Here is a 24,215-nt window from a genome sequence, read left to right on the forward strand (position 1 = left end):
GATGAAGATCGCGGTCATCGGATGCGGTGCCATGGGATCGATTTACGCCGGCAGGCTGGCAGCGGCCGGCAACGATGTCCTGGCCCTGGACCGCTCAGCGGAGCACGTCGAAGCGATCAACGGGCACGGTCTGCGGATCACCGGCCCGCAGAGCGACCAGGTGGTGGCCATGCGGGCGGCCACTGTGGCACCGGCCGAGCTGATGGACCTGGTGGTGCTGGCGGTCAAAGCCGCCGACGTCGCCGCCGGGGCCGCCCAGGCACTGCCGCTGCTCGGCGAGCGCACACCGGTGCTGACCATCCAGAACGGGTTGGGATCGGCCGAGATCGTCGCGGGCGTCGTCGGAGCGCAGCGGGTGGCGGTGGGCATCGCCAGTGGTTTCGGCGCGTCTCGGCCTGCGCCCGGGCACGTCCACCACAACGCGATGCGGGCAGTGCGGCTGGGAGCCTATGCGGCGCTGTCATTTTCGGACGTCGAGGAGATCGCGCAGGCGTGGTCGGACGCCGGATTCGACGCGGCCGCGGTCGCCGATATCGCCGCGATGCAGTGGGAGAAGCTGATCTGCAACGTCGCCTACAGCGCGCCGTGCGCGCTGACCGGCATGACGGTGGGACAGGTCATGGACGACGACACAGCCATGGGACCGGTCAGCCGCGCCGCCGCAACCGAAGCCTGGACGGTTGCCCGCGCCGCCGGGATCGACATCGCCGTGCCGGACCCGGTCGCGCACATCCGGGCCTTCGGTGCGCAGATGCCGGATGCCAAACCGTCTGCGTTGCTGGATCACCTGGCCCGCCGGGTCAGCGAGATCGACGTGATCAATGGCGCGGTGGTGCGCCGGGCCGCGCAGGCCGGGGAGCAGGCCCCGGTCAATGCGACGCTGACAGCGCTGGTCAAAGCCGTTGAACGGCAGTGGATGACAGTGCAACGCTGAACACCACGCCGGGTGTGTTCAGTTTCACGCGCCTGGTCTGCGGCGGCACTAGCCTCAGATGTCATGACCAACGACAGGGCGCGGGTGGATCTGCACGGGGCCCCGCAGACCATGCTCGCAACGTTGTACGCCAAGGCGCTGGATGCCGATCTGCCCGAACCGATTCTGGGGGATCGCGTCGCCAAAGAGGTGGTCGAACGCATCGACTACGACTGGAGCGCAACCTCCATCCCGCGGCGCGCTCGCCGTCGGTGACCACCCGCTCGGCGCACTTCGACATCTGGGCCGACCAGTTCCTGGCAGCCAACCCCGACGCTGTGGTGCTGCATTTGGGCTGTGGGCTTGACGCGCGGTACTTCCGGCTGGAGCCGGGCCCCGGAGTCGACTGGTACGACATCGACTATCCGGATGTCGCCGACCTGCGTCGGCAACTGTTGCCGCAGGCCGACCACAACCATGTGGTGGCGGCGTCGGTCACCGACCCGGGATGGTTCGCCGAGATCCCCACCGGACGGCCGACATTGATGCTCGGCGAGGGCCTGACCATGTACCTGACCGAAGCGGACGGCATCGCCTTGCTGCGCCGGGTCGTCGAGCATTGCGGACGCGGCGAGTTGCAGTTCGACGCCTTCAACTGGCTGGGCATCAAGTCGCAGTGGTCCAACGCGGTGGTGCGCCGCTCCGGCGCGAAGCTGCACTGGGGGATCAACAAGCCCGACGACATCCTGGCGGCGGTGCCGGGCACCCGGCTACTGCAATGGGTGCGCTGGTTCGAGTCGGCGACTTTCGGACGGCTTCCCCGCCGTTACCAGCTGTTGGGCAAGGTCATGTCGACTGTGCCGGCGTTGGCGAACATGTCGCAGTATCACCGGTACGCATTCCATTGACTAATTACGTTACGTAATGTAAATATTTAGATTGTGAGTCGACAGCGAATCCTGGGCCGGTGATGGCAGACCCCGCCTCGGCCGGTCGTGGCCGTCCGCGCGATCCACGCACCGAGCAGGCCATCACCGATGCCGCCCGTCGACTTCTCGCCCGCGACGGCTACGACCAGGTCTCCATCGAGGCGATCGCACGCGAAGCCGACGTCAGCCGCCCCACCGTGTACCGGCGCTGGCCATCGAAGACCCACCTGGTGTTCGACGCGGTCTTCGGTGCCGCCGAAGTCGGCGATGTGCTGACCAGTTCGGGCGACTTCGAAGCCGACCTGCGCCGATTCGTCGCCGGGGTGTTCGACTTCTGGCGCTCACCGGAGGTGGCCGCCGCGGCACTGGGCATCCTCGCCGATCGCCACCGCGACCCCGAGTTGTTCATTCGCACCCAAGCGCTGCTCGACGAGAAGACCCGCACCGCGTTCGGGGAGTTGGTCCGCGCCGGCATCGACCAAGGCGTACTCGACGCCGACGTCGACGTCGAGATCGCCTATGACGCAGTGCTGGGGGCCAGCTTCTACATCGCCCAGGTTTTGGTACCCGACGCCGTCGACGGTGTCGCCGACAGGCTGTGCTCCCTGTTGTTACGGGGAACCCAACGGAAGGGACAACAATGACCGACGAGCTATCTGCAGCTTTCGGGGACCTGCTCGACGAGGTCCGTGCCGTCGAGCAGCGCCTGCTGGGCGCCGATCCGCCGCTGGACGAAGCCGATGTGCTCGACGGCTACCGGTGGGCGCTGAGCCTGCTGCGGGTCGCCGCCGAGGCCTATATCTGGGGCGATTCCGACAAGCCCATCCTGGTCGACGTGATCGGCCCGTACCTGAAGTGGGGCGGTGACAATTCGGACGCCTTCTACCAGCTGGCGCCGATCGACCCGAGTCGCAGCTACCGGGTCACCGGCAACCGCGGCGACTCGGTCTATCTGTCCATGACCGTCTACGGTGGCCCCGACGACGGCCGGTACAGCGACCGCATCATCGACACGATCAACGACCGCGACCTGGGCTGCGACGCCGACGGCAACTTCGAGTTCGTCATCAGTGCCCAAGAGCAACAGGGCAATTGGCTCAAGCTGGAACCGGACGCCGTCTTCATCCTGACCCGCGACTACCTCACCGAACCCGGCACCCATCGGCGGGTGCAGTGGCAGATCGAGGCGCTCGACGACACCCCGCGGCGCCCTGACAGCCGGGCTGAGCTGAGCCGGCGGATGCGCGCGGCACGGACCTGGATCCGAGAGCAGGCCGCCATGGCACCCGTACGGCTACCGGCCAACGTGATGCAGGACCCGTATCCGGTGCCGAGTCGCACTGTCGGCTGGGCCGCCGGTGATGCCGCCTACGCCATGGGCGCCTACGAGCTGCAACCCGGCCAGGCCCTGGTCGTCGAGGGAACCTCACCGCAGTGTGTGTTCTGGAATCTGTGCCTGTGGAATCCGTTCCTGCACACCTACGACTACACCCGCGAACGCGTCACGATCAACGGCGCGCACGTCAGTTACGCCCCCGACGGGTCCTGGCAGATCGTGATCAGCGAAACCGATCCCGGGCATCCGAACTGGGTGTCCACCGCGGGCCGGTCGAAGGGCCTGATCTGGCTGCGCTGGTTCCTGCCGGAAGCCACTCCGGACCCGCTGCATTGCCGGGTCGTCGACGTCGCAGAGCTGGCATCGTGAGCGTCCCGGCGCGGGTCCGTCTCGACGATCTCGCCAATCCGATCTTTCCGCCAGCCACCATCCCGATGCGCGAGGGTATGGCCGGCTACGGCGCCTCGCTGCAACTGACCCCGCAGACGTTGCTTGAGACTGCAACCGAACGAACCGGCTTGAACAACTGGGGGGACAACGCATTCCGTGAGCGCCTCGAGGTGCTGTGCGAGTCGCTGGTGAACGAAGCCGACCTGTCGGGCGTCGGACGGATGATGGCGTTCGAGCAGGTGGCCGGCCACCTGGTCAACCGGCTGCGGCTGGAAGACCTGATCGCGACGAATCCCGACATCGAGGATGTCGAGATCGAGCGTCCGATCATCATCTGCGGGCTGCCGCGCACCGGGACCACGCATCTGCACAACCTGATCGCCGCCGACCCGGCGCTGCGCTACCTGCCGTACTGGGAGAGCATGGAGCCGATCGCCACTCCGGGCGAACCCGATCCGCAGGCCAGGCGCGACCGCTGCGCCGTCGGCCTGGATCTGATCAACACCTCGATGCCCGAGTTCAAGCGCATGCACGACATGACCGTCGATCACGCGCACGAGGAGATCCAGCTGCTGGCCAACGACATCTCGGGGATGCTCTTCGAATGCAGCTACTACCTACCGACTTTCGCCGAGCACTACAAAACACACGACCAGACGGCGTCATACGCCTATATGAAACGCACCCTGCAGGCGCTGCAATGGTTGCGGGGCGGGACGCGCTGGGTGCTCAAATCGCCACAGCATCTGGAACAGTTCCCGGCGCTGTATGCCACCTTCCCCGACGCCACCTTCGTTGTCACCCATCGGGATCCGATCGAGGTGACGCAGTCGATGGCGACCATGATCAGCTACGCGGCCCGGATGGCCTGCGACCATCCCGATCCGGTCAAGATCTCGGCGTACTGGCTCGATCGGGCCGACGACCTGCTCAGCGGGTGCCTGGCCGACCGCGACGTGCTACCGGCCGCGCAGTCCGTCGACGTGCGCTTCGAGGACTTCATGGCCGATGAGGACGGCACCGTCGCCGGCATCTACGAACTCGCCGGCCAACCGCTCGATACCCGGGCGCGGCAGGCGATGACCCAGTTCTGCGTCGACCACCCACGCGGGCGCTACGGCGCGGTGGACTACCGGCCGGCCGACTTGGGGCTGGACCCCGACCAGGTTGCCGAACGCCTACGCGATTACCGGAACCGGTTCGTCGCCGACTGATCGGCGCCACACCGACGGCGATCGATGCCTAAGGTCACTTTCGACTGGTGACGCGGCCACCGTAGCCTGGCGATCATGATTCAGTTGGGGTCGCCGCCACCCCCGGCCCCGGTCGTCAAGCCCCGCCGCCGGGGTGGCCCGCGCGGGCCGGTGTTCCTGGGCGCCAACATCGTCGTACTGTGCTGGCTGACCGTCTCGGTGGCGTTGCTGCTCGGCCACAACGCCATTTCGCATCCGATCTGGCTGCCGGTGCACGCATTGCTGCTCGGTGCGGCCACCAACGCGATCGTGATCTGGTCGGGACACTTCACCACGACGCTGTGCCGGGTTCCCGACCCGCCGCACTGGCATCTGGTGGCCAAGCTCGCCGTACTCAATGTCGGTGTGATCGCGGCCCTGGCCGGTGTCGCCTGGAACGTCGAGGTGCTGACCGGTATCGGCGGCGCCGTCGTGGCCGTGGTCGGTGTTGCTCACGGCGCCGAGTTGATCGCGATGAAGAAGTCCGCGCTCTCGGCGCGCTTCGACTACCTCGTCGGTTTTTACCTGGCCGCGATCGTCGCTCTGCTGGCCGGATCGGCGACCGGTGCCACCATGGCCTTCGGCGTGGCGCGCTGGTATGCGCGGTTGTGGACGACCCACGTGCATGTGATGTTCTACGGCTGGATCGGGCTGACCGTGGTCGGCACTCTTTTCACCTTGTGGCCCACCACGATCCGGGAGAAGATCACCCCGCGCAGCTTCGCGATGGCCCGTCGTGCGCTGCCGACCCTGACCGTCGGTTTGGCCGTCGCCACCGTGGGTCTGCTCGCCGGCAGCTGGTGGCTGGCCGCGGCAGGCCTGGCCGGCTACGCGGTTGGAGTCGCTCTGGCGATCGTCGGACTGTGGCCGGGACGAAGCTTCACCGGGCCCGCGGCCTGGATGCTGGTCGGTGCGACCGGCTGGCTCGGGGTGGCCGTCGTGATCGAGGTGGTCGCCCTGATTGCGGGCCGCTCCGTCGATGTGTTGCCGGCGTTCGTGGAGCACACCCTGCTGCCGCTGCTGGCGGTGGGCTTCGTGGCTCAGATCCTGCTCGGTGCGCTGAGCCAACTGCTGCCGATCCTGGTGGCCAATGGCCCCCCGGTCCGCAAAGCCGTCATCGCGTATCTGGACCAGGGCTGGCAGGCGCGGGTGGGTGCGATCAACGTCGCCGTGCCACTGGTGGCCGGGCCGTGGCGTGGACCGCTGCCGGTGATCGGCTGGGTGTTGGCTGCTGTCGCGGTCGGCAGTTTCCTGGTGATGGCGCTGCGGCTCGCGTTACCGGTGGCGCTGCGCGGCCCGATCGACATCGATGCGATCAAGCCGCATTCGGGTGCGGTGACCGGGGCGGTTGCCTTGGCCACGGCGGTTGGGGTCGCGTCGGCTCTGGCGCTGGGGATGGGCGCCCCGGCGCCCTCGCAAGCTGCCGGAATCGCCGGCGAAGCACACATCGTCGACGTCACCACGAACAACATGCGGTTCTCGCCGGACGTGCTCGACGTGCCGGCCGGAACGCGACTGGTGCTGCGGGTCACCAACATCGACGGACTGCCACACGACCTGCACGTCGACACCGGCGAGCACACCCCGCGGCTGAGCCGCGGCCAGACCGCGGTGCTGGATCTCGGGGTGGTCCGGCAGGACCGGGAAGTGTGGTGCGACGTACCCGGCCACCGGGCGGCGGGAATGACGATGACGATCCACGCCGTCGGCGGTGTCCCGCGCCATCAGCACACCGGGGGCGACCACGGCGGGGGCCTGCCCGCACCGGCCACCCTGAACCTGGCCGCCGACCCGTCGCCGGGCTGGACGCCGCACGACGCGGTGCTGGCCCCGGCCACGCCGGGCCTGCATCGGGTGGAACTGCGCGCCGTGGACCGGGAACTGGAGATCGCACCCGGACGCCGCGAGATCCGCTGGACCTTCGGCGGTGTCGAGCCGGCCCCCACGTTGCACGGCCGGGTCGGGGACACCTTCGAGATCACCCTGATCAACGACGCGACCATGGGCCACGGCATCGACTTTCACGCCGGAGCGCTCGCACCGGACCAACCGATGCGCACGCTGGAGCCGGGGGAGAGCCTGGTCTACCGGTTCACCGCGCGACGGGCCGGTGCCTGGCTGTATCACTGCAGCACGCCGCCGATGACGCTGCACATCGCCAACGGCATGTATGGCGCGGTGATCATCGATCCGCCCGGTTTGCCGGCCGTGGACCGGGAGTACGCCCTGGTCGGCGCGCAGCTCTACGCGGGCCCACCGGATGCCGACGCCAAGACCACCGCGATCCGCGCCGGGCAGCCCGACGGCTGGATGTTCAACGGCACCGCGGCCCAGTACATGCACGCCCCACTGCCGGCGCACACCGGCGAGCGGGTGCGGGTGTGGGTGGTCAACGCCGGACCTGGTGACTCGATCGCCTTCCACGTGGTCGGGACGCAGTTCGACACCGTCTACAAAGAGGGTGCCTGGCTGCTGCACGAGCCCGGCGGTTCCGGCGGCTCTCAGGCCCTCGACCTGGCGCCCGCCCAGGGCGGTTTCGTCGAGCTGACCTTCCCCGAACCGGGCCACTACCCGTTCATGGATCACGACATGCGGCACGCCGAGAACGGCGCGCACGGCATCTTCGACGTCTCCGGCTAGCGATCTGGTCAGCACGGTCTGCGGTATTGCCTCAGGTAGGCAGGCAGTGCGATGGCCGGGTCGAGGTCGTCGGCCGGTTCGGGATGTCCGGCGGTCATGGCCAACGGCACGACTCCCGCCCAGTACGGCAGGGTGAGGTCTTCGGGGTCGTCGACCGGACCGCCGGTGCGCACCTTCGCGGAGACTTCGACCATGTCGAGTGCCAGCACGGCGGTCATGGCCAGCTCGCGGTCGTTCGGGGGTCTGCTGTCGGAGGCGCGGCCAGACGCGGCATGGTCGACCAGGGCGGCCAGCGCTTCGCGCTTCTCGCCGCTGTCAGCGACCAGCCGCGCGGTGCCCCGGATGACTACCGAGCGATAGGCCAGTGAGTGGTGCAGTGCCGAGCGGGCCAGCACCAAGCCGTCGATCAGGGTCACGGTGACGCAGACCGGCAGGCCGCCCGGCGCTTTCGCGGCTGCCAGCATCGGGCCGCTTCCGGTGGATCCGTGCAGGTAGAGGACCTCGCCGTGCCGAGCGTGGGTGGTGGGCAGCACCACGGGGGAGCCCTCGTTGAGGTAACCGAGGTGACAGATCAGTGCCTCATCGAGGATGCGATGGACGGTTTCGCTGTCATAGCGCGCCCGTTCCCGGTATCTGGTTGGCGTGGTGCGGGCCGTGGGTGCATAAGACCGAGCCATCACGGTTGCCTTTCAATAATGTAATAGTACATACTAAAAGTTGTGTCGGTACAATATCTTATTGCCGGTGGGGGCGCCGAGTCGATAGCAGCGAGCATCGAAGCGGGCATCTCCGACGGCGTCTTCGCACCGGGGTCCGGACTCCCGCCGATCCGCGAACTGGCCGCCCAGCTCGCAGTGAACCCGAACACCGTCGCCGCCGCCTACCGACTGTTGCGCGACCGCGGGGCCGTCGAGACCGCTGGACGGCGCGGGACGCGGGTACGAGATCGGCCGGCGACGACACCACGGTCGCTGCGCGGGCTCACAATCCCCGCCGGCGTCCGTGACCTCTCAACCGGCAATCCGAACCCCGCGCTGCTCCCGATCGCCACTGCACGGCTGTCGGCACCCGCGACACCGGTGTTGTACGGGCAGCCACCCATCTCACCGGAGTTGGCCGACTACGCCCGGACCACCCTGGTCGCCGACGGGGTGACAGCCGAACACCTCGCGGTGACGTCTGGAGCCCTGGACGCGATCGAGCGGGTACTGGCCGCTCATCTGCGTCCCGGCGATCGGGTGGCCGTCGAAGACCCCGGTTGGGCCAACCTGCTGGACCTGCTCGGGGCGCTGGGGCTGACACCGGAGCCGATGGGTGTCGACGACGACGGACCACTGGTCACGGACTTTGCGCGGGCGTTGCGCCGCCGAGTACGGGCGGTGGTGGTGACCAGCCGCGCCCAAAACCCGACCGGCGGTGCGGTGTCGGCGGTGCGGGCCGATGCGTTACGCACGGTGCTGGCTGAAATCGGCAACGATGTCCTGCTCATCGAAGATGATCACTGCGCGGGCATGGCGGGGGTGACGCTGCACCCGCTGGCCGGGGTCGTGCGGGACTGGGCGTTCGTGCGGTCTGCGGCCAAGGCCTATGGCCCGGACCTGCGGCTGGCACTCCTGGCCGGGGACCGTCGCACGATCGAGCGGGTGCACGGCCGGCAGCAGCTCGGGCCGGGTTGGGTCAGCCACCTGCTGCAGGACGCCGCTCTCGGCATGTGGCGCAACAAAGCAGCGACACGGCTGGTGGCCGACGCCGAAGCCGTCTACACCGACCGGCGCACCCGGCTGTGCGCGGCGCTGGCGGATCGCGGCCTGGTTTCCCACGGCCGCTCGGGGCTCAACGTCTGGATCCCGGTACCCGACGAGTCGGCGGCGATCACGCGGTTGTTCGCCGCGGGCTGGGCCGCGGCCCCGGGCAGCCGGTTCCGTGTTGGTAGCGCGCCGGGAATCCGCGTCACCATCTCTGACCTGACCGCCGCCGAGATCGAGCCGCTGGCCGATGTCATCGCCGATTCGGTGGGCGGAGCCGGATACGGGAGCGTGTGACGAGCCGACACGTCCTCGCCGGGACGTGCGATGAACCAGGGCATTCGGTGTTCGCTGGCATAATGAGATCAGCGTCACAAGGAGGCTCGCATGGGCCAGCTGCCAGGCATTACCGGTCCCCAGGTCGCCCTCGAACCTGTACAGCTGATCGGGCCCGATGGCGCACCGACCGCCGAGGATCGCTACAGCCGGGACCTGCCCGAAGAAACCCTGTGCTGGCTCTACGAGTTGATGGTGCTCACCCGCGGGCTGGACACCGAACTGGTCAATCTGCAGCGCCAGGGGGAGCTGGCGCTGTACGCCTCCTGCCGCGGCCAGGAGGCGGCCCAGATCGGCGCCGCGGCGTGCCTGCGCAAAACCGACTGGCTGTTCCCGCAGTACCGCGAGCTGGGGGTGTTCATCGCCCGGGGAATCCCGGCGTGGAACCTCGCGGCCGCCTGGCGTGGAACGTGGAACGGCGGGCTGGAGTTCACCGCGAAATGCTGTGCGCCGATCTCGGTTCCGATCGGGACGCAGGCCCTGCACGCGGTGGGCGCGGCGATGGGCGCGCAACGCCTGGGCGAGGACTCCGTCACCGTCGCGTTCGTCGGTGACGGCGCCACCAGCGAGGGCGACGTCCACGAAGCGCTGAACTTCGCCGCGGTGTTCGCCGCACCGTGTGTGTTCTATGTGCAGAACAACCAATGGGCTATCTCGGTGCCGCTGCACCGGCAGACCGCCGCACCCTCGCTGGCGCACAAGGCGATCGGTTACGGCATGCCCGGGATCCGGGTGGACGGCAACGATCCGTTGGCCTGCTACGCGGTGATGGCCGAGGCGGCCGGGCGGGCCCGGGCCGGCGGCGGTCCGAGCCTGATCGAAGCCGTCACCTATCGGCTCGGCCCGCACACCACCTCCGACGATCCGACGCGCTACCGCAGCAGCGCCGAACTCGAGCATTGGAGTGCGCTTGACCCGATCCCGCGTTACCGCACCTACCTGCGCAACGCGGGCGTGTGGTCGCAGCGTCTCGAGGACCGCGTCGCGGCCCGGGCCCAGCGGTTGCGCACCGAGTTGCGGAACGCGACGGTCGGTGCGGCCGATTTCGACGTCGACGAGGTGTTCACCTCCGTATACGCCGATATCACCCCGGAACTGCAGCGGCAGCGCCGTATGTTGCGCGCCGAGTTGGCCAGGGAGCGCTGATGACTCAGATCCTCGAACCACCCATTCGCTCGGCGACGCCGACCCCGGCTACCGGGCCGGGCAGTAGCACAGAACAGCTGACCATGGTGCAGGCACTCAACTATGCACTGCGCGACGCGATGGGCGCCGACGAGAAGGTGCTGGTGTTCGGCACCGACGTCGGTGTGCAGGGCGGGGTGTTCCGGGTGACCGAAGGACTGGCCGAAACCTTCGGTGAGCAACGCTGTTTCGACACACCGCTGGCCGAGTCGGCGGTGATCGGCATCGCCATCGGACTGGCAGTGCGCGGCTTTGTTCCTGTCCCGGAGATCCAGTTCGACGGCTTCAGCTACCCGGCACTGGACCAGATGGTCAGTCATTTGGCAAAGTACCGGACCCGGACCCGCGGGGAGATTCCGATGCCGGTCACCGTACGGATCCCGTCGTTCGGTGGAATCGGTGCAGCCGAACATCATTCGGAGTCCACCGAGACGTACTGGGCACACACCGCCGGGCTGAAGGTGGTGGTTCCCGCCAACCCGTCGGACGCCTACTGGCTGCTGCGGCACGCGATCGCCGCGCCCGACCCGGTGATATTCCTGGAGCCGAAACGGCGGTACTGGGCCCGCGGAGCTGTCGATACCACCCGTCCGCAGCCGGGCATCGGCCATGCCGCGGTGCGCCGGTCCGGTACCGACGTCACGGTGCTGACCTACGGCGGAGGGGTGGCGACCGCCTTGTCCGCGGCTGAAATCGGTGCCGAACAGCACCGGTGGAGCCTGGAAGTGGTCGACTTGCGCTCCCTGGTCCCACTGGACTTCGACACCGTCGCGGCCTCGGTCCGGCGCACCGGGCGGTGCGTGGTTCTGCACGAGGGTCCGCGCAACCTCGGCTACGGCGCTGAGCTGGCCGCGCGCGTCTCCGAGGAACTGTTCTACGAGCTGGAGGCACCGGTGTTGCGCGCCACCGGATTCGACACCCCGTATCCGCCGGCCCGGCTCGAGCGGCTCTGGCTTCCCGGCCCCGACCGGCTGCTGGACTGCGTCCAGCGCGTCCTGGAGTTGCCATGAGCGCCGAGACAAAGACGTTCGCGGTCCCCGATCTCGGTGAGGGGCTCGAAGAAGTGACAGTGACCAGCTGGAATGTCGCGGTCGGCGATCAGGTGGAACTCAACCAGACGCTGTGCACGGTGGAGACGGCCAAAGCCGAAGTGGAGATTCCGAGCCCATACGCCGGACGGGTCGTCGAGCTCGGTGGCGCCGTGGGCGACGTCCTTGCGGTCGGGGCGCCGCTGGTGCGAATCGATACCGATTCGGCAGCCGAGCCCACGACCGGGCCGTTTGAAGCGACCCCGCCGGTACGCACGCCGGTGCTGGTCGGCTACGGCGCCGACGACACCTTCGACACCAGCCGCCGCACCTGCGCCACCACCGGGCGGCCCAAAGCCAAGCCGGGCGCCCGCAAGCTCGCCGCCGAGCTGGGCGTCGACCTGGGAGGAGTACCGCCGGGCCCGAGCGGTGTGATCACCACCGACGGTGTGCTGGCCGCAGCGGCCGGTGACCGGTCCGAGGATGAGTTGCATCCGCTGACTCCGGTCCAAGCTGCGATGGCGCAACGGATGACCATGTCCCGCAGCCGGATTCCGGACGCACACGCCACTGTGCAGGTGGACTGCGCCAGCCTGTTGCAGCTGCGGGATCGGCTTGCCGCCGACGCCCGCGGTGCGGCGATCACGACGTTCACGCTGACCCTGCGGCTGCTGATCATCGCCTTGACCCGACATCCGGTGCTCAACGCGACCTGGGTCGATGCACCGGAGGGCCCCCAGGTCCGCACCCATCACGCCGTACACCTCGGTTTCGGGGTGGCCGCACCTCGTGGCCTGTTGGTGCCGGTGGTGTTCGATGTGCACCGCAAGACCACCCGCGAGCTCGCCGACTGCGTGGCGCGGCTCATCGCCGACGCCCGGGCCGGCAGTCTCAAACCCGTCGAACTGGCGGGTTCGACGTTCACCGTCTCCAACTTCGGCGCCCTGGGCATCGACGACGGGGTGCCGGTGATCAACTACCCGGAGGCGGCGATCTTGGGAATGGGTTCGCTCAAACCGCGGCCGGTGGCCGTCGACGACGCCGTCGTCATCCGGCCGCAGATGACACTGACGTGTGCGTTCGACCACCGGGTCGCCGACGGTGCACAGGTCGCCGAATTCCTTTGCACGCTACGCGATCTGATCGAACATCCTGATATCGCACTGTTGGACCTGTAGCCCGGCGGGCTAGCGGCGCTGTGCTGCGGCCAACCGGGACGCGAACTCCGGTGACTCCACGGTCGCGGCCTGCGGGCCCAGTTCGGTGCGCTTGGCGAACTCGTGCTGCTCGTCCTCGACCGCGCCCGGACTCGCGGTGGTCCGCATCGTCGCCTTGGTCGCCAACACGACGTCCCGTGGTGCCGACGCCGGCCCGGCGGCCAGGGTGGTCGCCGCAGCGACCGGGTCTTCGGCGACCTGCAGCGCCAGCCCGTGGTGCAGGGCGGCCTCGGCGTCGAAACGCATCCCGAACAACAGCGCCGCCCGGGCGACCTGGGGTCCCAACGCTCGATGCAGCATCCAGGTGGCACCGCCTCCGGGGTGCAGACCCAACTGCTGGAACCGGGCGTCGAACAGCGCTGCCGGCCCCGCAATCCGCACGTCGGCGGCCAACGCCAGGTTCAGCCCGGCGCCCACGGCGGCACCGTTGACGGCGGCGATGGTGGGCAGCGTGCACTGCGCGACCGCCATGAAGCCGTCGTAGAGCGCCAACAGCCCGTCCTCGGTGGCCGCTCCCAGCGCGGACAGGTCGGCGCCGGCGCAGAACGCTCGGCCCGCGCCGGTGACGATCACCGCGTGCACGCCGGCGTCGGCCTCGGCTCGCTGTACGGCGGCCCGCAGCTGTGCCGACATCGCCGCGGTGACCGCGTTGCGGCGGTCGGGATCATTGACGGTTATCAACGCCACACGGTCGGTGACGCTGTACAAGACAAGGCTGGAATGTGTCATCGACGATGACGGTATCTCGAACCGGTCAGGCGACCCACGCGACGATCAGTGCGGACAGCGCCACCAGGACAACCATGCCGATGGTGTAAATGATGATCGTGCGTTCGTGGCTCATTGGCCCGCCTTTCCCGGTTTAACCGGTATCTTTGCCGTTCTTCGTCGCAAAGTCACGTGACGTCACCCGACAAAGCGTCCGCGCGTTTCGCCTCGGTTGCTGTGCCCCCGGCAGGACTCGAACCTGCGACCACAAGATTAGAAGTCATGTGCTCTATCCACCTGAGCTACGGGGGCAATGCGATCCAGTTTATCGGCTGATGACGGCGGATCGGCGGCGACCGAGCCATGCCGGTTCGATCCGTCGATCTGCGGTTTCCAATTCAACCGGCCAGCAGAGTATTTCGTTTTGCCGGCCGCGGGCCCGATCTGGACAATCGACACCCGTCGCCCGAGGCCAGGAACTAGCGTTGAATGGTGCTCGTGAATCGTGTGAATCAGGAGGGGCGCGCGGTGGACGCAGCATCGGCGCATCGGGCAGGCCCTGGCTGCAAACCGCTGTCGGGAGTTGCGCGTGGGTGACCTGGTCGATGCCGCTGGCCTGCCCACCGAACTCGGCGCCGTCGACTATCTGCTGCACCGTGGCGAGGCCAATCCGCGCACCCGTTCGGGGATCATGGGCTTGGAGTTGCTCGACACCACTCCGGACTGGCATCGCTTCCGGAGCCTGTTCGAGAACGTATCCCGGAAAGTGCTGCGGCTGCGCCAGAAGGTGGTGGTGCCCACGCTGCCGACGGCCGCGCCGCGCTGGGTGGTGGACCCGGACTTCAACCTCGATTTTCACGTCCGGCGGCTCCGGGTGCCCGAGCCGGGGGGCTTGCGCGAAGTGCTCGACCTGGCCGAGGTGGCCCTGCAGTCACCGATGGACATTCAGCGCCCGCTGTGGTCGGCGACGCTCGTGGAAGGGCTGGCCGGGGGTCGGGCCGCCACCTTGATGCACCTGAGTCACGCGGTCACCGACGGTGTCGGGGGTGCCGCCATGTTCGGCCGGATCTACGACCTGGAACGTGATCCGCCGGCCCGAACGATGCCCCCGCAACCGGTGCCGCAGGACCTGTCTTCCAACGACCTGATGCGCGACGGCATCAACCACCTGCCGGCCGCGGTGCTCGGTGGCACCCGCGACGCGTTGTTGGGGGTGCTGTCGATGGCGACCCGCACGGTGCGCGACCCGTTGTCGGCAGTCGCAGGTGCCCTCGGCTACGCCCGTTCGGGGGCGCGGGTGATGAGCCAGGCGGCAGAACCGTCGCCGCTGCTGCGGCGACGCAGCCTGTCCAGTCGCACCCAGGCGCTCGACGTCAGATTGTCGGATCTGCACCGGGCCGCCAAGGCCGGTGGCGGATCGATCAACGACGCCTACCTTTCTGCGCTGTCCGGGGCGCTGGGGCGCTACCACCGGGCGTTGGGTGTACCGATCGCCACCTTGCCGATGGCGATCCCGGTGAACCTGCGTGCCGATTCCGATCCCGCGGGGGGCAACCGGTTCACCGGGGTGAACCTGGCCGCCCCGGTCGGGGTCGCCGACCCGATCGAGCGGATCAAGCGGATCCGGGCCCAGATGACCCAGCGCCGTGACGAGCCCGCGATGGACGTGATCGGCTCCATGGCGCCGCTGCTGAGCGTCTTTCCGGCCCCGGTACTGGAGAAGATGACCGAGTCGGTGGTCGCCGCCGATGTGCAGGCCAGCAATGTGGCGTTCTACCCCGGCGACACCTACATCGCCGGGGCGAAAGTGCTGCGGCACTACGGAATCGGGCCGCTTCCCGGTGTGGCGATGATGGTGGTGCTGATCTCGAGGGGCGGTGAGTGCACCATCACGGTCCGCTATGATCGGGCCGCGGTCCGCGACGAGAAACTGTTCGGGGCATGCCTGGTTCAGGGATTCGACGAGGTGCTGGCGCTCGCGGGTGACCCGGCGCCGCGCTGCGTGGCGGCCTCCTTCGATCCGGGTGCCGGATCATGACCGACGACCGGAAATCGCCGCCGCCGCGTGACATGCGCTTGCCCGGGTCGGTGGCCGAGATCGCCGCCAGCCCGCCCGGTGCCAAAGTCGGCGCGTTCTTCGACCTGGACGGCACCCTGGTGGCGGGCTTCACCGCCGTCATCCTCACCCGGGAGCGAGTCCGCAGCCGCGACATGGGGCTGGGGGAGCTGTTCGGGATGATTCAGGCCGGGCTCAACCACCAACTCGGCCGCATCGAGTTCGAACAGCTCATCACCAAGGCGTCGTCGGCGTTGCGGGGCCGCTCGATCAGTGACCTCGACGAGATCGGTGAGCGGCTGTTCGTCCAGAAGATCGCCGGGCGTATCTACCCGGAGATGCGTGAAGTGGTGCGGGCCCACCAGGCGCGCGGCCACACCGTGGTGCTGAGTTCTTCGGCGCTGACCATTCAGGTCGAGCCGGTGGCCCGTTTCCTGGGCATCGCCAACACCCTCACCAACGCCTTCGTCACCGACCAGGACGGTGTGCTCACCGGGGAGGTGGTGCAACCGATCCTGTGGGGGCCGGGCAAGGCCGCCGCGGTGCAGAAGTTCGCCGCCGAACACGGTATCGACCTGCAGGACAGCTACTTCTACGCCGACGGCGACGAGGACGTCGCGTTGATGCATCTGGTCGGCAACCCGCGACCGACCAACCCCGAGGGCAAGATGGCCTCGGTCGCTCGCAAGCGGGGCTGGCCGATCCTGCAATTCAGCAGCCGCGGCAGTGGTCTCGTCGGTCAGCTGCGGAACCTGGCCGGTCTGGGGTCGATGGTCCCGGTCGGGGCGGGGGCGATCGGGCTCGGCCTGTTGAGCGGCAGCCGGCGCCGCGGCGTCAACTTCTTCACGGCGTTCTTCCCGCATCTGCTGTTGAGTCTCAACGGCGTGCGTCTCAATGTGATCGGCAGGGAGAACCTCACCGCCACCCGTCCCGCGGTGTTCATCTTCAATCACCGCAACCAGGTCGACCCGGTCATCACCGCGTCGCTGGTGCGCGACAACTGGGTCAGCGTCGGCAAACGGGAGCTGGAGCGCGACCCGATCGCCGGCCCGCTGGGAAAGCTGACCGAGATGGTGTTCATCGACCGCGACGACGCGGCGTCCGCGGTGGAATCACTGCACCAGGTCGAAGAACGCGCGAAGCGGGGACTGTCGGTGGTGATCGCCCCGGAAGGCACCCGGGTGGACACCACCGGGGTGGGTCCCTTCAAAAAGGGGCCCTTCCGGATCGCGATGGCGGCCGGTATCCCGATCGTGCCGATCGTGATTCGCAACGCCGAGGTGGTCGCCGCCCGGGACTCGATGAGCGCCAACCCCGGCACCGTCGATGTCGCGGTGTTCCCGGCGATCTCGGTCGACGACTGGACGGTCGACAACCTGGCTGACCGGATCGCGGAGATTCGTCAGCTCTACCTGGACACCCTGGCCGACTGGCCGGTCGACGAGTTGCCGGAGTGGTCGCCTCAGCCGGCCAAGAAGGCTCCCGCCAAGAAGGTTCCCGCCAAGAAGACGGCCAAGAACACGGCCGAGAAGCCGCCGGCTCAGACCGCGAAGAAGGCCGCACCCAAGGCGGCGCCTGCCGCGCGGCGGCCCTCCCGCCCGAAAGGGGGACAGTGACGACGTCACCGGCAACCGACCCCTCTGATCCCGCCGGGTCCGCCGGCACCGGCGGCACGCTGGTGCTGACTTTCGTGTCGTCACCGGTGGAGGCCGATCTCATCCAGGAGTGGCTCGACCGGTACCGCGACGCGCGACCGGACGTCCGCACCGAACTGTTGCAACTCGACCGGGCGAACCGGACGCCGGCGGTAATGGCTCGGCTGGTGGGACAGCTCGAACGCGACGAACAGCGGTCGATCCTGCCGGTGCGGGTGTTCTGGATGCCGCGTGCCGGAGCCTCGGCGCTGTCCCGGGTGGGCGCCTTGCTGCCGGGCCGGAATCCCTACCGGCCCAATGAGCGTCAGCAGCGGAATATCGTGCGCACCGAGCCGGCACTGGCCCGCGTGGTGGCCGGTGAGCCGGCCAGCGTCGCCGAGCTGCGCGAGCAGTGGAGTCAGAACACCGTCGGCGAGAATCCGCGGGACTTCGCTCACTTCGTCACCCGCCGGGCGGTGCTGGCGCTGGAGCGCGCCGAGTATCGGATTCTGGGTCCGCAGTACAAGTCGCCGCGGCTGGTGAAGCCGGAGATCTTGGCGTCTACCCGGTTTCGCGACGGACTGAAGGCCATTCCGGGAGCCACCCTCGACGAGGCCGGCGAGATGCTCGACGAGCTGTCCACCGGCTGGAGTCGGGTCTCGGTGGACCTGGTCGGCGTACTGACCAGAATGCTCAGCCGCGGGTTCGACCCCGAGATCGACTACGACGAGTATCAGGTCGCCGCGCTGCGCACTGCGCTGGAAAGCCATCCCGCAGTGCTGCTGTTCTCCCACCGGTCCTACATCGACGGCGCGGTCATGCCGGTGGCCATGCAGGAGAACCGGCTGCCGCCGGTGCACGTGTTCGCGGGAATCAACCTGTCCTTCGGCTTGATGGGACCGTTGTTGCGCCGCTCCGGCGTCATCTTCATCCGGCGCAGCATCGGCAACAACCCGCTCTACAAGTACGTGCTCAAGGAGTATGTCGGCTATGTGATGGAGAAGCGGTTCAACCTGAGCTGGTCCATCGAGGGAACCCGGTCGCGCACCGGAAAGATGCTGCCTCCCAAGCTCGGTCTGATGACCTATGTCGCCGACGCCTACCTGGACGATCGCACTGAAGATGTTCTCCTGCAGGGTGTTTCGATCAGCTTTGACCAACTGCACGAGACGGCAGAATACGCCGCCTACGCCCGCGGCGGGGAGAAGACGCCGGAGGGACTCGGCTGGCTGTACCGGTTCATCAAGGCCCAGGGTGAACGTAACTACGGCAAGATCTATGTGCGTTTCCCCGAGGCGGTGTCGATGCGCCAGTACCTCGGCTCTCCCGACGGTCCCGCGGCAGCCGACCCCGATGCCAAGCGCCTGGCCATGCAGAAGATGGCCATCGAGGTGGCCTGGCGGATTCAGCGCGTAACCCCGATCAGCGCGACCGGGCTGGTGTCAGCACTCCTGCTGACCACGCACGGCCTGGCGTTGACGCTCGATCAGATCCACCATTCGCTGCAGGACGGGCTGGACTACCTGGAGCGCAAGCAAACCCCGGTATCCACCAGTGCGCTGCGGCTGCGCAGCCGGGACGGGGTGCGCGCGGCGGTGGACACGTTGTCCAACGGCCATCCAGTCACCCGCGTCGACGGCGGGCGGGAATCGGTGTGGCGGATCGCCCCCGAGGACGAGCACGCCGCGTCGTTCTACCGCAACTCGGTGATCCACGCCTTCCTGGAGACCTCGATCGTCGAGCTGGCCTTGGCCCACGCCGGCCGCGGCGAAGGCGACCGGCTCGACGCGTTCTGGACCCAGGCGTTGCGGCTGCGGGACCTGCTGAAGTTCGACTTCTATTTCGCCGACTCGGCTACGTTCCGCGAGAACATCGCCGAGGAGATGTCGTGGTTCACCGATTGGGAGTCCCGCGTCGCCGCCGGCGGTGCTGAGATCGACGGGATGTTGTCGGAGAAGACGCCGGTGATGTCGGATGTCATGTTGCGGGTGTTCTTCGAGTCCTACGAGATCGTCGCCGACGTGCTCTGTGATGCGCCGGCCGACATCGGGGAGCAGGAGCTGACCCAGTTGGCGTTGGGGGTCGGCCGCCAATACGTGGCGCAGGGGCGCATCCGCAGCAGTGAGTCGGTGTCCACCCTGCTGTTCGCCACAGCACGCCAGGTGGTTGCCGATCAGGGATTGCTGGAGAACACACCGGATCTGGCGGGACGCCGAGTCGCCTTCCGCGGCGAACTGCGACGCATCCTGAAGGACTCCGAGCACATCGGCCGGCTCGCCCGTAAGGAGTTCTTCGCCCGGGATGCCGCGGCGCGGCGAGTTCGGCGGGCCCCGGGGGGGTAGTAGGACGAGCGGTTTCGCGCGGCGCCTCGATACGCGGCGTTTTACGCGCGCACCATACGCTGGGGGCCATGACATCTGATCCGGCGACCCGGGCCCGCTCGGCATGGTTCGTGCCGGTGCTGGCCGGGGTGGCGATCCTGGCCGGGGGTACCGCCGCCGGGATCGCGGCGCTGTCGTTGGCCGAGGCGCTGACTGCGACCGGTCTGCCCGATCCGGGGCCGGTGACCACACTGGGACTGCCGTTCGTGCGGGCGGCCGGCGAGATCGCCGCGGTGCTGGCCGTGGGTTCGTTTCTGCTCGCCGCGTTCCTGGTGCCGCCACAGCAGAGCGGAGTACTCGACGTCGCCGGCTACCGGGCGCTGCGGTTGGGCACCGCGGCGTCGGGAGCCTGGGCGGTATGCGCGGCGCTGCTGGTTCCGCTGACGATTTCCGATGTCTCCGGCCACCGGCTGTCGGAGTTCCTGAACCCGGCGACCACCTGGTCACTGGTCGGGTTGATCGACACCGCGTCGGCCTGGCGGTGGACCGCACTGCTGGCCGCGGTAGTGACCCTGGTGAGCATGCCCGTGCTGCGCTGGACCTGGACGCCGGTGCTGTTGGCGGGTTCGCTGCTGACCCTCATCCCGCTGGGGTTGACCGGGCATTCGGCCACCGGCGGGTCACACGACCTGGCCACCAACAGCCTGCTGATCCACCTGATCGCCGCGGGTCTGTGGGCCGGCGGCCTGCTCGTCCTGCTGGTGCACGCGCTGCGCGGCGGTGAACACGCCGATCTGGCGGCGCGGCGGTTCTCCACCATCGCACTGTGGTGCTTTGTGGCCATGGGCTTGTCCGGGGTGCTCAACGCACTGGTGCGCCTCGCCCCTTCCGAACTGCTGACCAGCGAGTACGGCCGACTGGTGCTGGCCAAGTTCATCGCACTGTGCCTGCTCGGTGCCCTCGGCTGGGGCCAGCGCCGGCGCGGGGTGGCGGCGCTGGCCGCGGACCCGAACCGCAGCGCCGTGCTGATCCGGCTCGCACTGATCGAGGCCGGCATTTTCGCGGTCACGTTCGGCATCGCGGTCGGATTGGGTCGCACCCCGCCGCCCCCGCCGCCGGTACTGAACCCGTCGGTCCCGATGGTGAAGATCGGCTACGACTTCGCCGGCCCGCCCACCGCGGCGCGGATCCTGTTCGACTGGCGGTTCGACGTGATCTTCGGCACCGCCGCGGTGGTGCTGGCCGCGGTCTACCTGGCCGGAGTGTTGCGACTGCGTCGCCGCGGCGACGCCTGGCCGGCGGGCCGCACGACGGCGTGGCTGTTGGGCTGTGCGACGCTGCTGGTCGCCACCTCGTCGGGAACCGGACGCTACATGCCGGCGATGTTCAGCATGCACATGATCGTGCACATGCTGCTGTCGATGCTGGTGCCGATCCTGCTGGTGCTGGGCGGGCCGACCACGCTGGCGCTGCGGGCGCTGCCGACCGCCGGCCGCGGCGAGGCGCCCGGGATGCGGGAATGGTTGTTGGCGGCGTTGCACAGCCGGGTCTCGCGGTTCCTCACCAACCCGATCATCGCGGCGGTGATCTTCGTCGTCGGCTTCTACGGGCTGTACTTCAGCAGCATCTTCGACTCGATCGTCGGCAGCCACGCGGGACACGTCGCGATGAACGTGCACTTCCTGCTCAGTGGGTACCTCTTCTACTGGGTGGTGATCGGCGTGGATCCCACCCCGCGTCCGGTTTCCCCGCTGGCCAAACTGGCGGTGGTGTTCGCCTCATTGCCGCTGCACGGCTTCTTCGGGGTGTTGCTGATGGGTATGCACGAGGTGCTGGGCGAGTGGTTCTACGGCGCTCTGCGGTTACCTTGGCACACCGACCTGGCCGGAGACCAGCATCTGGGTGGTGGCATCACTTGGGCGGCAGGTGAATTGCCGCTCCTGGTGGTGATGGTCGCGCTCTTGGTGCAGTGGCATCGCAGTGATCTCCGGGCCGCGAAGCGGTTGGACCGGTTTGCCGACCGGGACGACGACGCCGAGCTGACCGCCTACAACGCGATGCTGGCCGAGGTGGCCCGCCGCGACGCACTCGGCCGGCACTGACGCTGTTATTCGCGTAGCCCCGTTTCGACGATCGCGTCCGCCTCCTGTTCGGTTGCCACCGAAGGCCCCGAGCCCGGCAGTCTCTTCCCGGCGGTCTCCGGGGTGAACCACAGCGTGATCGCGCCCACGACGCCCGCGCACATCAAGATATAGGCCGGCAACATCACGTTGCCGGTTCCCGACACCAGTGTCTCGGCGACCAGCGGAGTGGTGCCGCCGAATACCGAGACCGAAATGTTGAATCCGATCGCCACCGCGAAAAAGCGCACCTTGGTGGGGAACAGGGCGGGCAGCGTTGACGGTGTGGTGCTGTTGAAGCACAGCAGCGCCGCCCCGACGAGCAGCACACCGAGCAGTCGCATCGGATAGCTTCCGCCGTGTCGGATCAGCAGGAAGGCCGGAAACGACCCGAAGATCAGCAGCAGGCTGCCGGTCCACAACAGCGGTTTGCGGCCGATGCGGTCTGACAACCTGGCCAACGGCATCACCGCTACCAGCATCAGTAGCAGCGCCACCACGATCATCGTCAGCCCGCGGCTGCCGCTGATGCCACCGACCTGCTTGAAGTACGTCGGCATGTATCCGGTGAGCATGTAGTTGGTGACGTTCTCCGCCAACACCAGGCCCATACAGATCAACAGTCCGTTGCGCTGTCCCACGACGACCTGCTGGAATTGCTGCCACCCGGTCTCGCCAGCCCCCGAGTTCTCACTGGCCTGTCCTAGCTCTTCAAACGCCGGTGATTCGTCGATGCGCAACCGCATGTACAGCGTGATCCCGGCCAGCGGAATGCCCAGCAGGAAGGGGACTCGCCAACCCCAACTCAACATGTCGGAGACCGGCAGTTGAGATTTGATCAAGGTCACTACCGCGGCACCGGTGATGTAGCCGCCCAATGTGCCGAGCGGCAGAAATCCGGTCAGCGCGCCGCGGCTGCGGTCTGGAGCGTGTTCGCTGACGTAGGTCATCGCGCCGACGTACTCGCCGCCGGTGGAGAAGCCCTGCATGATCTTGGTGAGGATCAGCAGGATCGGAGCCCAGACCCCGATTTTCTCGTACGACGGCAGTAGGCCGGTCACTGTGGTGCCGATCGCCATCAGCGTGACGGTCATGACCAAGACGCGCTTGCGGCCGATGCGGTCACCGAGCGCGCCGAAGACGATCCCGCCGAACGGCCGTACGGCGAAGGCCGCCGCCAGAGTGCCGAACGTGGCGATCAGGCCCACCGCACTGGAACTGTCACTGGGGTAGAACACCTGCGCGATCGTGGTGGCCAGGAAGCCGTAGATGCCGAAGTCGTACCACTCCATGAAGTTGCCGACAGCGGTACCCGCGATCGATCGATGCATCGCCTTCGGATCCGAAACCCGGATGTCGTCGCGTGTCCATGTTGTGCGGCCTACGTTTTGACCGCTGCTGGACTGGCCCTTGATACCCACCGCAAGCAACGTATACCAACTGCGCGCCCAGTTCTCGGTGACACAGGCGGGCCTGCCCGGCGCCGGAGGTGCCCACTACGATGGCGGGCATGCGCAGGCTCCCAACCGTCCTGACCGTTGTGAGCGCCGTCGCTGCCCTGGTCGCCGGTTGCTCATCCACCCCCTCTTCGTCGACGACGTCGGCCTCGGCGACTTCGACAATCGGGTCGACCACCGCGCCGATTACGTCGCCGACGTCGGCCAACCCGTCGGTCACCGATTCGTCGTCGCCCACAGCGTCGTCGCCCACAGAGTCGGCGTCCTCACCGTCGCCTACGTCGTCGAAGAAGGCCAGCGAACCGCTGCCGGATGGTTCGGCGATTCTCAAAGAGTCCAGCGCCACCACCGCAGCACTCGACAGCGCGCACCTGAGTCTGTCAGCGAGCAGCAGCATCGAGAACATGGCGATCACCGCGCTCGACGGCGACGTGACCCGGCAGCCTGCCGAGGCGGCGAAGGGCTACGCCAAGATCGCGTATCGGGGGGCGCGGGAGTTCGTCAAGTTCATCGTGTTCGGTGGCGACCTCTACGTGTCGCAAGATGGTGGCCGTTCGTGGGTCGACTACGGGCCCGCCGCGGACTTCTACGACGTGGCGTCGATCCTGAGCCCGGATACCGGACTCGCCGGCATGTTGACCGAGTTCATCGACCCGGAGGTCGAGGGCCGCGAGACGATCGATCTCGGCACTGACGAAGTGCACACCGTCCGGATCAGCGGCCAGGTGTCGGCCCGCGCGGCGAAGAAGATCATGCCGCAGTTGCAGGCCACCAAACGGACGTCGTGCACGGTCTGGATCCAGGAGACCGGTGATCATCACCTGGTTGCGCTCAAGCTGGCGTCCGGTGCCGACGAGACCGTCGTGATCACCTTCTCGAATTGGAACGCGCCGGTGAGCGTCGGAAAGCCGCGCACGCCGCGCAACTAACGGCGCGTGACTAACCGGTTGTCCCCAGTTCGTACTTCT

General features: G+C 68.0%; 17 protein-coding genes, 1 tRNA gene and 1 pseudogene. 15 read left to right on the forward strand and 4 right to left on the reverse strand.

What is annotated here, in order from left to right:
* Position 1: 1 nt before the first annotated feature.
* The 6 genes and pseudogenes from ACZYY4_RS03290 to ACZYY4_RS03315 all read left to right on the forward strand — a co-directional run bounded on the left by ACZYY4_RS03290 (position 2) and on the right by ACZYY4_RS03315 (position 7,440).
* A complete protein-coding gene (locus ACZYY4_RS03290; RefSeq protein WP_463808027.1) occupies positions 2-934 on the forward strand; it encodes a ketopantoate reductase family protein in 933 nt (310 codons plus the stop codon).
* Positions 935-997: 63 nt separating this feature from the next.
* Positions 998-1,821 (forward strand): annotated as a pseudogene (locus ACZYY4_RS03295) (class I SAM-dependent methyltransferase).
* A 62-nt stretch (positions 1,822-1,883) separates the two neighbouring features.
* On the forward strand, positions 1,884-2,486 hold the full coding sequence (locus ACZYY4_RS03300; protein WP_463808028.1) for a TetR/AcrR family transcriptional regulator: 603 nt from the start codon (positions 1,884-1,886) through the stop codon (positions 2,484-2,486).
* On the forward strand, positions 2,483-3,547 hold the full coding sequence (locus tag ACZYY4_RS03305; protein ID WP_463808029.1) for a DUF1214 domain-containing protein: 1,065 nt from the start codon (positions 2,483-2,485) through the stop codon (positions 3,545-3,547). The genes ACZYY4_RS03300 and ACZYY4_RS03305 overlap by 4 nt, the downstream gene beginning before the upstream one ends.
* Positions 3,544-4,782, forward strand: a complete 1,239-nt coding sequence (locus tag ACZYY4_RS03310) for a sulfotransferase family protein (protein ID WP_463808030.1) — start codon at positions 3,544-3,546, stop codon at positions 4,780-4,782. Before ACZYY4_RS03305 ends, ACZYY4_RS03310 begins: the two co-directional genes overlap by 4 nt.
* Before the next feature lie 75 nt (positions 4,783-4,857).
* Positions 4,858-7,440, forward strand: a complete 2,583-nt coding sequence (locus tag ACZYY4_RS03315; RefSeq protein WP_463808031.1) for a multicopper oxidase domain-containing protein — start codon at positions 4,858-4,860, stop codon at positions 7,438-7,440.
* A gap of 8 nt (positions 7,441-7,448) precedes the next feature.
* Here ACZYY4_RS03315 and ACZYY4_RS03320 read toward each other — a convergent pair whose 3' ends face one another.
* On the reverse strand, positions 7,449-8,117 hold the full coding sequence (locus ACZYY4_RS03320) for a pyridoxamine 5'-phosphate oxidase family protein (protein ID WP_463808032.1): 669 nt from the start codon (positions 8,115-8,117) through the stop codon (positions 7,449-7,451).
* Between the two features lie 42 nt (positions 8,118-8,159).
* Here ACZYY4_RS03320 and ACZYY4_RS03325 point away from each other — a divergent pair, with 42 nt between their 5' ends.
* The 4 genes from ACZYY4_RS03325 to ACZYY4_RS03340 all read left to right on the forward strand — a co-directional run bounded on the left by ACZYY4_RS03325 (position 8,160) and on the right by ACZYY4_RS03340 (position 12,912).
* Entirely contained in the window at positions 8,160-9,482 is a 1,323-nt protein-coding gene (locus ACZYY4_RS03325) for an aminotransferase class I/II-fold pyridoxal phosphate-dependent enzyme (RefSeq protein ID WP_463808033.1), read from the forward strand.
* Positions 9,483-9,572: 90 nt separating this feature from the next.
* A complete protein-coding gene (gene pdhA, locus ACZYY4_RS03330; RefSeq protein WP_463808034.1) occupies positions 9,573-10,667 on the forward strand; it encodes a pyruvate dehydrogenase (acetyl-transferring) E1 component subunit alpha in 1,095 nt (364 codons plus the stop codon).
* Positions 10,667-11,716: an alpha-ketoacid dehydrogenase subunit beta gene (locus tag ACZYY4_RS03335; RefSeq protein ID WP_463808035.1), complete on the forward strand. Its 1,050-nt coding sequence runs from the start codon at positions 10,667-10,669 to the stop codon at positions 11,714-11,716. The genes pdhA and ACZYY4_RS03335 overlap by 1 nt, the downstream gene beginning before the upstream one ends.
* On the forward strand, positions 11,713-12,912 hold the full coding sequence (locus ACZYY4_RS03340) for a dihydrolipoamide acetyltransferase family protein (RefSeq protein ID WP_463808036.1): 1,200 nt from the start codon (positions 11,713-11,715) through the stop codon (positions 12,910-12,912). Before ACZYY4_RS03335 ends, ACZYY4_RS03340 begins: the two co-directional genes overlap by 4 nt.
* Positions 12,913-12,921: 9 nt before the next feature.
* On the opposite strand, the gene ACZYY4_RS03345 is transcribed toward ACZYY4_RS03340, so the two are convergent.
* A complete protein-coding gene (locus ACZYY4_RS03345; protein WP_463808037.1) occupies positions 12,922-13,680 on the reverse strand; it encodes an enoyl-CoA hydratase in 759 nt (252 codons plus the stop codon).
* Between the two features lie 217 nt (positions 13,681-13,897).
* Positions 13,898-13,971, reverse strand: a tRNA-Arg gene (locus ACZYY4_RS03350).
* Positions 13,972-14,248: 277 nt separating this feature from the next.
* On the opposite strand from ACZYY4_RS03350, the gene ACZYY4_RS03355 reads away from it, so the two are divergent.
* The 4 genes from ACZYY4_RS03355 (at position 14,249) to ACZYY4_RS03370 (ending at position 21,772) form a co-directional block, all read left to right on the forward strand.
* Complete coding sequence (locus ACZYY4_RS03355; RefSeq protein WP_463808038.1) at positions 14,249-15,697, forward strand: wax ester/triacylglycerol synthase family O-acyltransferase; 1,449 nt, start codon at positions 14,249-14,251, stop codon at positions 15,695-15,697.
* On the forward strand, positions 15,694-17,331 hold the full coding sequence (locus ACZYY4_RS03360; protein ID WP_463808039.1) for an HAD-IB family hydrolase: 1,638 nt from the start codon (positions 15,694-15,696) through the stop codon (positions 17,329-17,331). The genes ACZYY4_RS03355 and ACZYY4_RS03360 overlap by 4 nt, the downstream gene beginning before the upstream one ends.
* A complete protein-coding gene (locus ACZYY4_RS03365; protein ID WP_463808040.1) occupies positions 17,328-19,691 on the forward strand; it encodes a glycerol-3-phosphate 1-O-acyltransferase in 2,364 nt (787 codons plus the stop codon). The genes ACZYY4_RS03360 and ACZYY4_RS03365 overlap by 4 nt, the downstream gene beginning before the upstream one ends.
* A gap of 68 nt (positions 19,692-19,759) precedes the next feature.
* Positions 19,760-21,772: a bifunctional copper resistance protein CopD/cytochrome c oxidase assembly protein gene (locus ACZYY4_RS03370; protein ID WP_463808041.1), complete on the forward strand. Its 2,013-nt coding sequence runs from the start codon at positions 19,760-19,762 to the stop codon at positions 21,770-21,772.
* Between the two features lie 5 nt (positions 21,773-21,777).
* Here the strand turns inward: ACZYY4_RS03370 and ACZYY4_RS03375 are convergent, their stop codons facing one another.
* Positions 21,778-23,121 carry an MFS transporter gene (locus ACZYY4_RS03375; RefSeq protein WP_463808042.1) on the reverse strand — a complete coding sequence of 448 codons (1,344 nt, stop codon included), beginning with the start codon at positions 23,119-23,121 and terminating at the stop codon, positions 21,778-21,780.
* Positions 23,122-23,300: 179 nt separating this feature from the next.
* On the opposite strand from ACZYY4_RS03375, the gene ACZYY4_RS03380 reads away from it, so the two are divergent.
* Positions 23,301-24,176: an LppX_LprAFG lipoprotein gene (locus tag ACZYY4_RS03380; RefSeq protein WP_463808043.1), complete on the forward strand. Its 876-nt coding sequence runs from the start codon at positions 23,301-23,303 to the stop codon at positions 24,174-24,176.
* Positions 24,177-24,215: the final 39 nt, after the last annotated feature.

The organism is Mycobacterium sp. IDUB_21 (assembly GCF_055419425.1).

Bases quoted from the DNA above. Each gene is read 5' to 3' on its own strand.
- ACZYY4_RS03375 (WP_463808042.1), bottom strand. From the start codon at position 23,121: ATGCATCGATCGATCGCGGGTACCGCTGTCGGCAACTTCATGGAGTGG.
- ACZYY4_RS03380 (WP_463808043.1), top strand. From the start codon at position 23,301: ATGCGCAGGCTCCCAACCGTCCTGACCGTTGTGAGCGCCGTCGCTGCC.
- pdhA (WP_463808034.1), top strand. From the start codon at position 9,573: ATGGGCCAGCTGCCAGGCATTACCGGTCCCCAGGTCGCCCTCGAACCT.
- ACZYY4_RS03315 (WP_463808031.1), top strand. From the start codon at position 4,858: ATGATTCAGTTGGGGTCGCCGCCACCCCCGGCCCCGGTCGTCAAGCCC.
- ACZYY4_RS03335 (WP_463808035.1), top strand. From the start codon at position 10,667: ATGACTCAGATCCTCGAACCACCCATTCGCTCGGCGACGCCGACCCCG.
- ACZYY4_RS03320 (WP_463808032.1), bottom strand. From the start codon at position 8,117: ATGGCTCGGTCTTATGCACCCACGGCCCGCACCACGCCAACCAGATAC.
- ACZYY4_RS03370 (WP_463808041.1), top strand. From the start codon at position 19,760: ATGACATCTGATCCGGCGACCCGGGCCCGCTCGGCATGGTTCGTGCCG.
- ACZYY4_RS03345 (WP_463808037.1), bottom strand. From the start codon at position 13,680: ATGACACATTCCAGCCTTGTCTTGTACAGCGTCACCGACCGTGTGGCG.
- ACZYY4_RS03360 (WP_463808039.1), top strand. From the start codon at position 15,694: ATGACCGACGACCGGAAATCGCCGCCGCCGCGTGACATGCGCTTGCCC.
- ACZYY4_RS03300 (WP_463808028.1), top strand. From the start codon at position 1,884: ATGGCAGACCCCGCCTCGGCCGGTCGTGGCCGTCCGCGCGATCCACGC.
- ACZYY4_RS03305 (WP_463808029.1), top strand. From the start codon at position 2,483: ATGACCGACGAGCTATCTGCAGCTTTCGGGGACCTGCTCGACGAGGTC.
- ACZYY4_RS03290 (WP_463808027.1), top strand. From the start codon at position 2: ATGAAGATCGCGGTCATCGGATGCGGTGCCATGGGATCGATTTACGCC.
- ACZYY4_RS03340 (WP_463808036.1), top strand. From the start codon at position 11,713: ATGAGCGCCGAGACAAAGACGTTCGCGGTCCCCGATCTCGGTGAGGGG.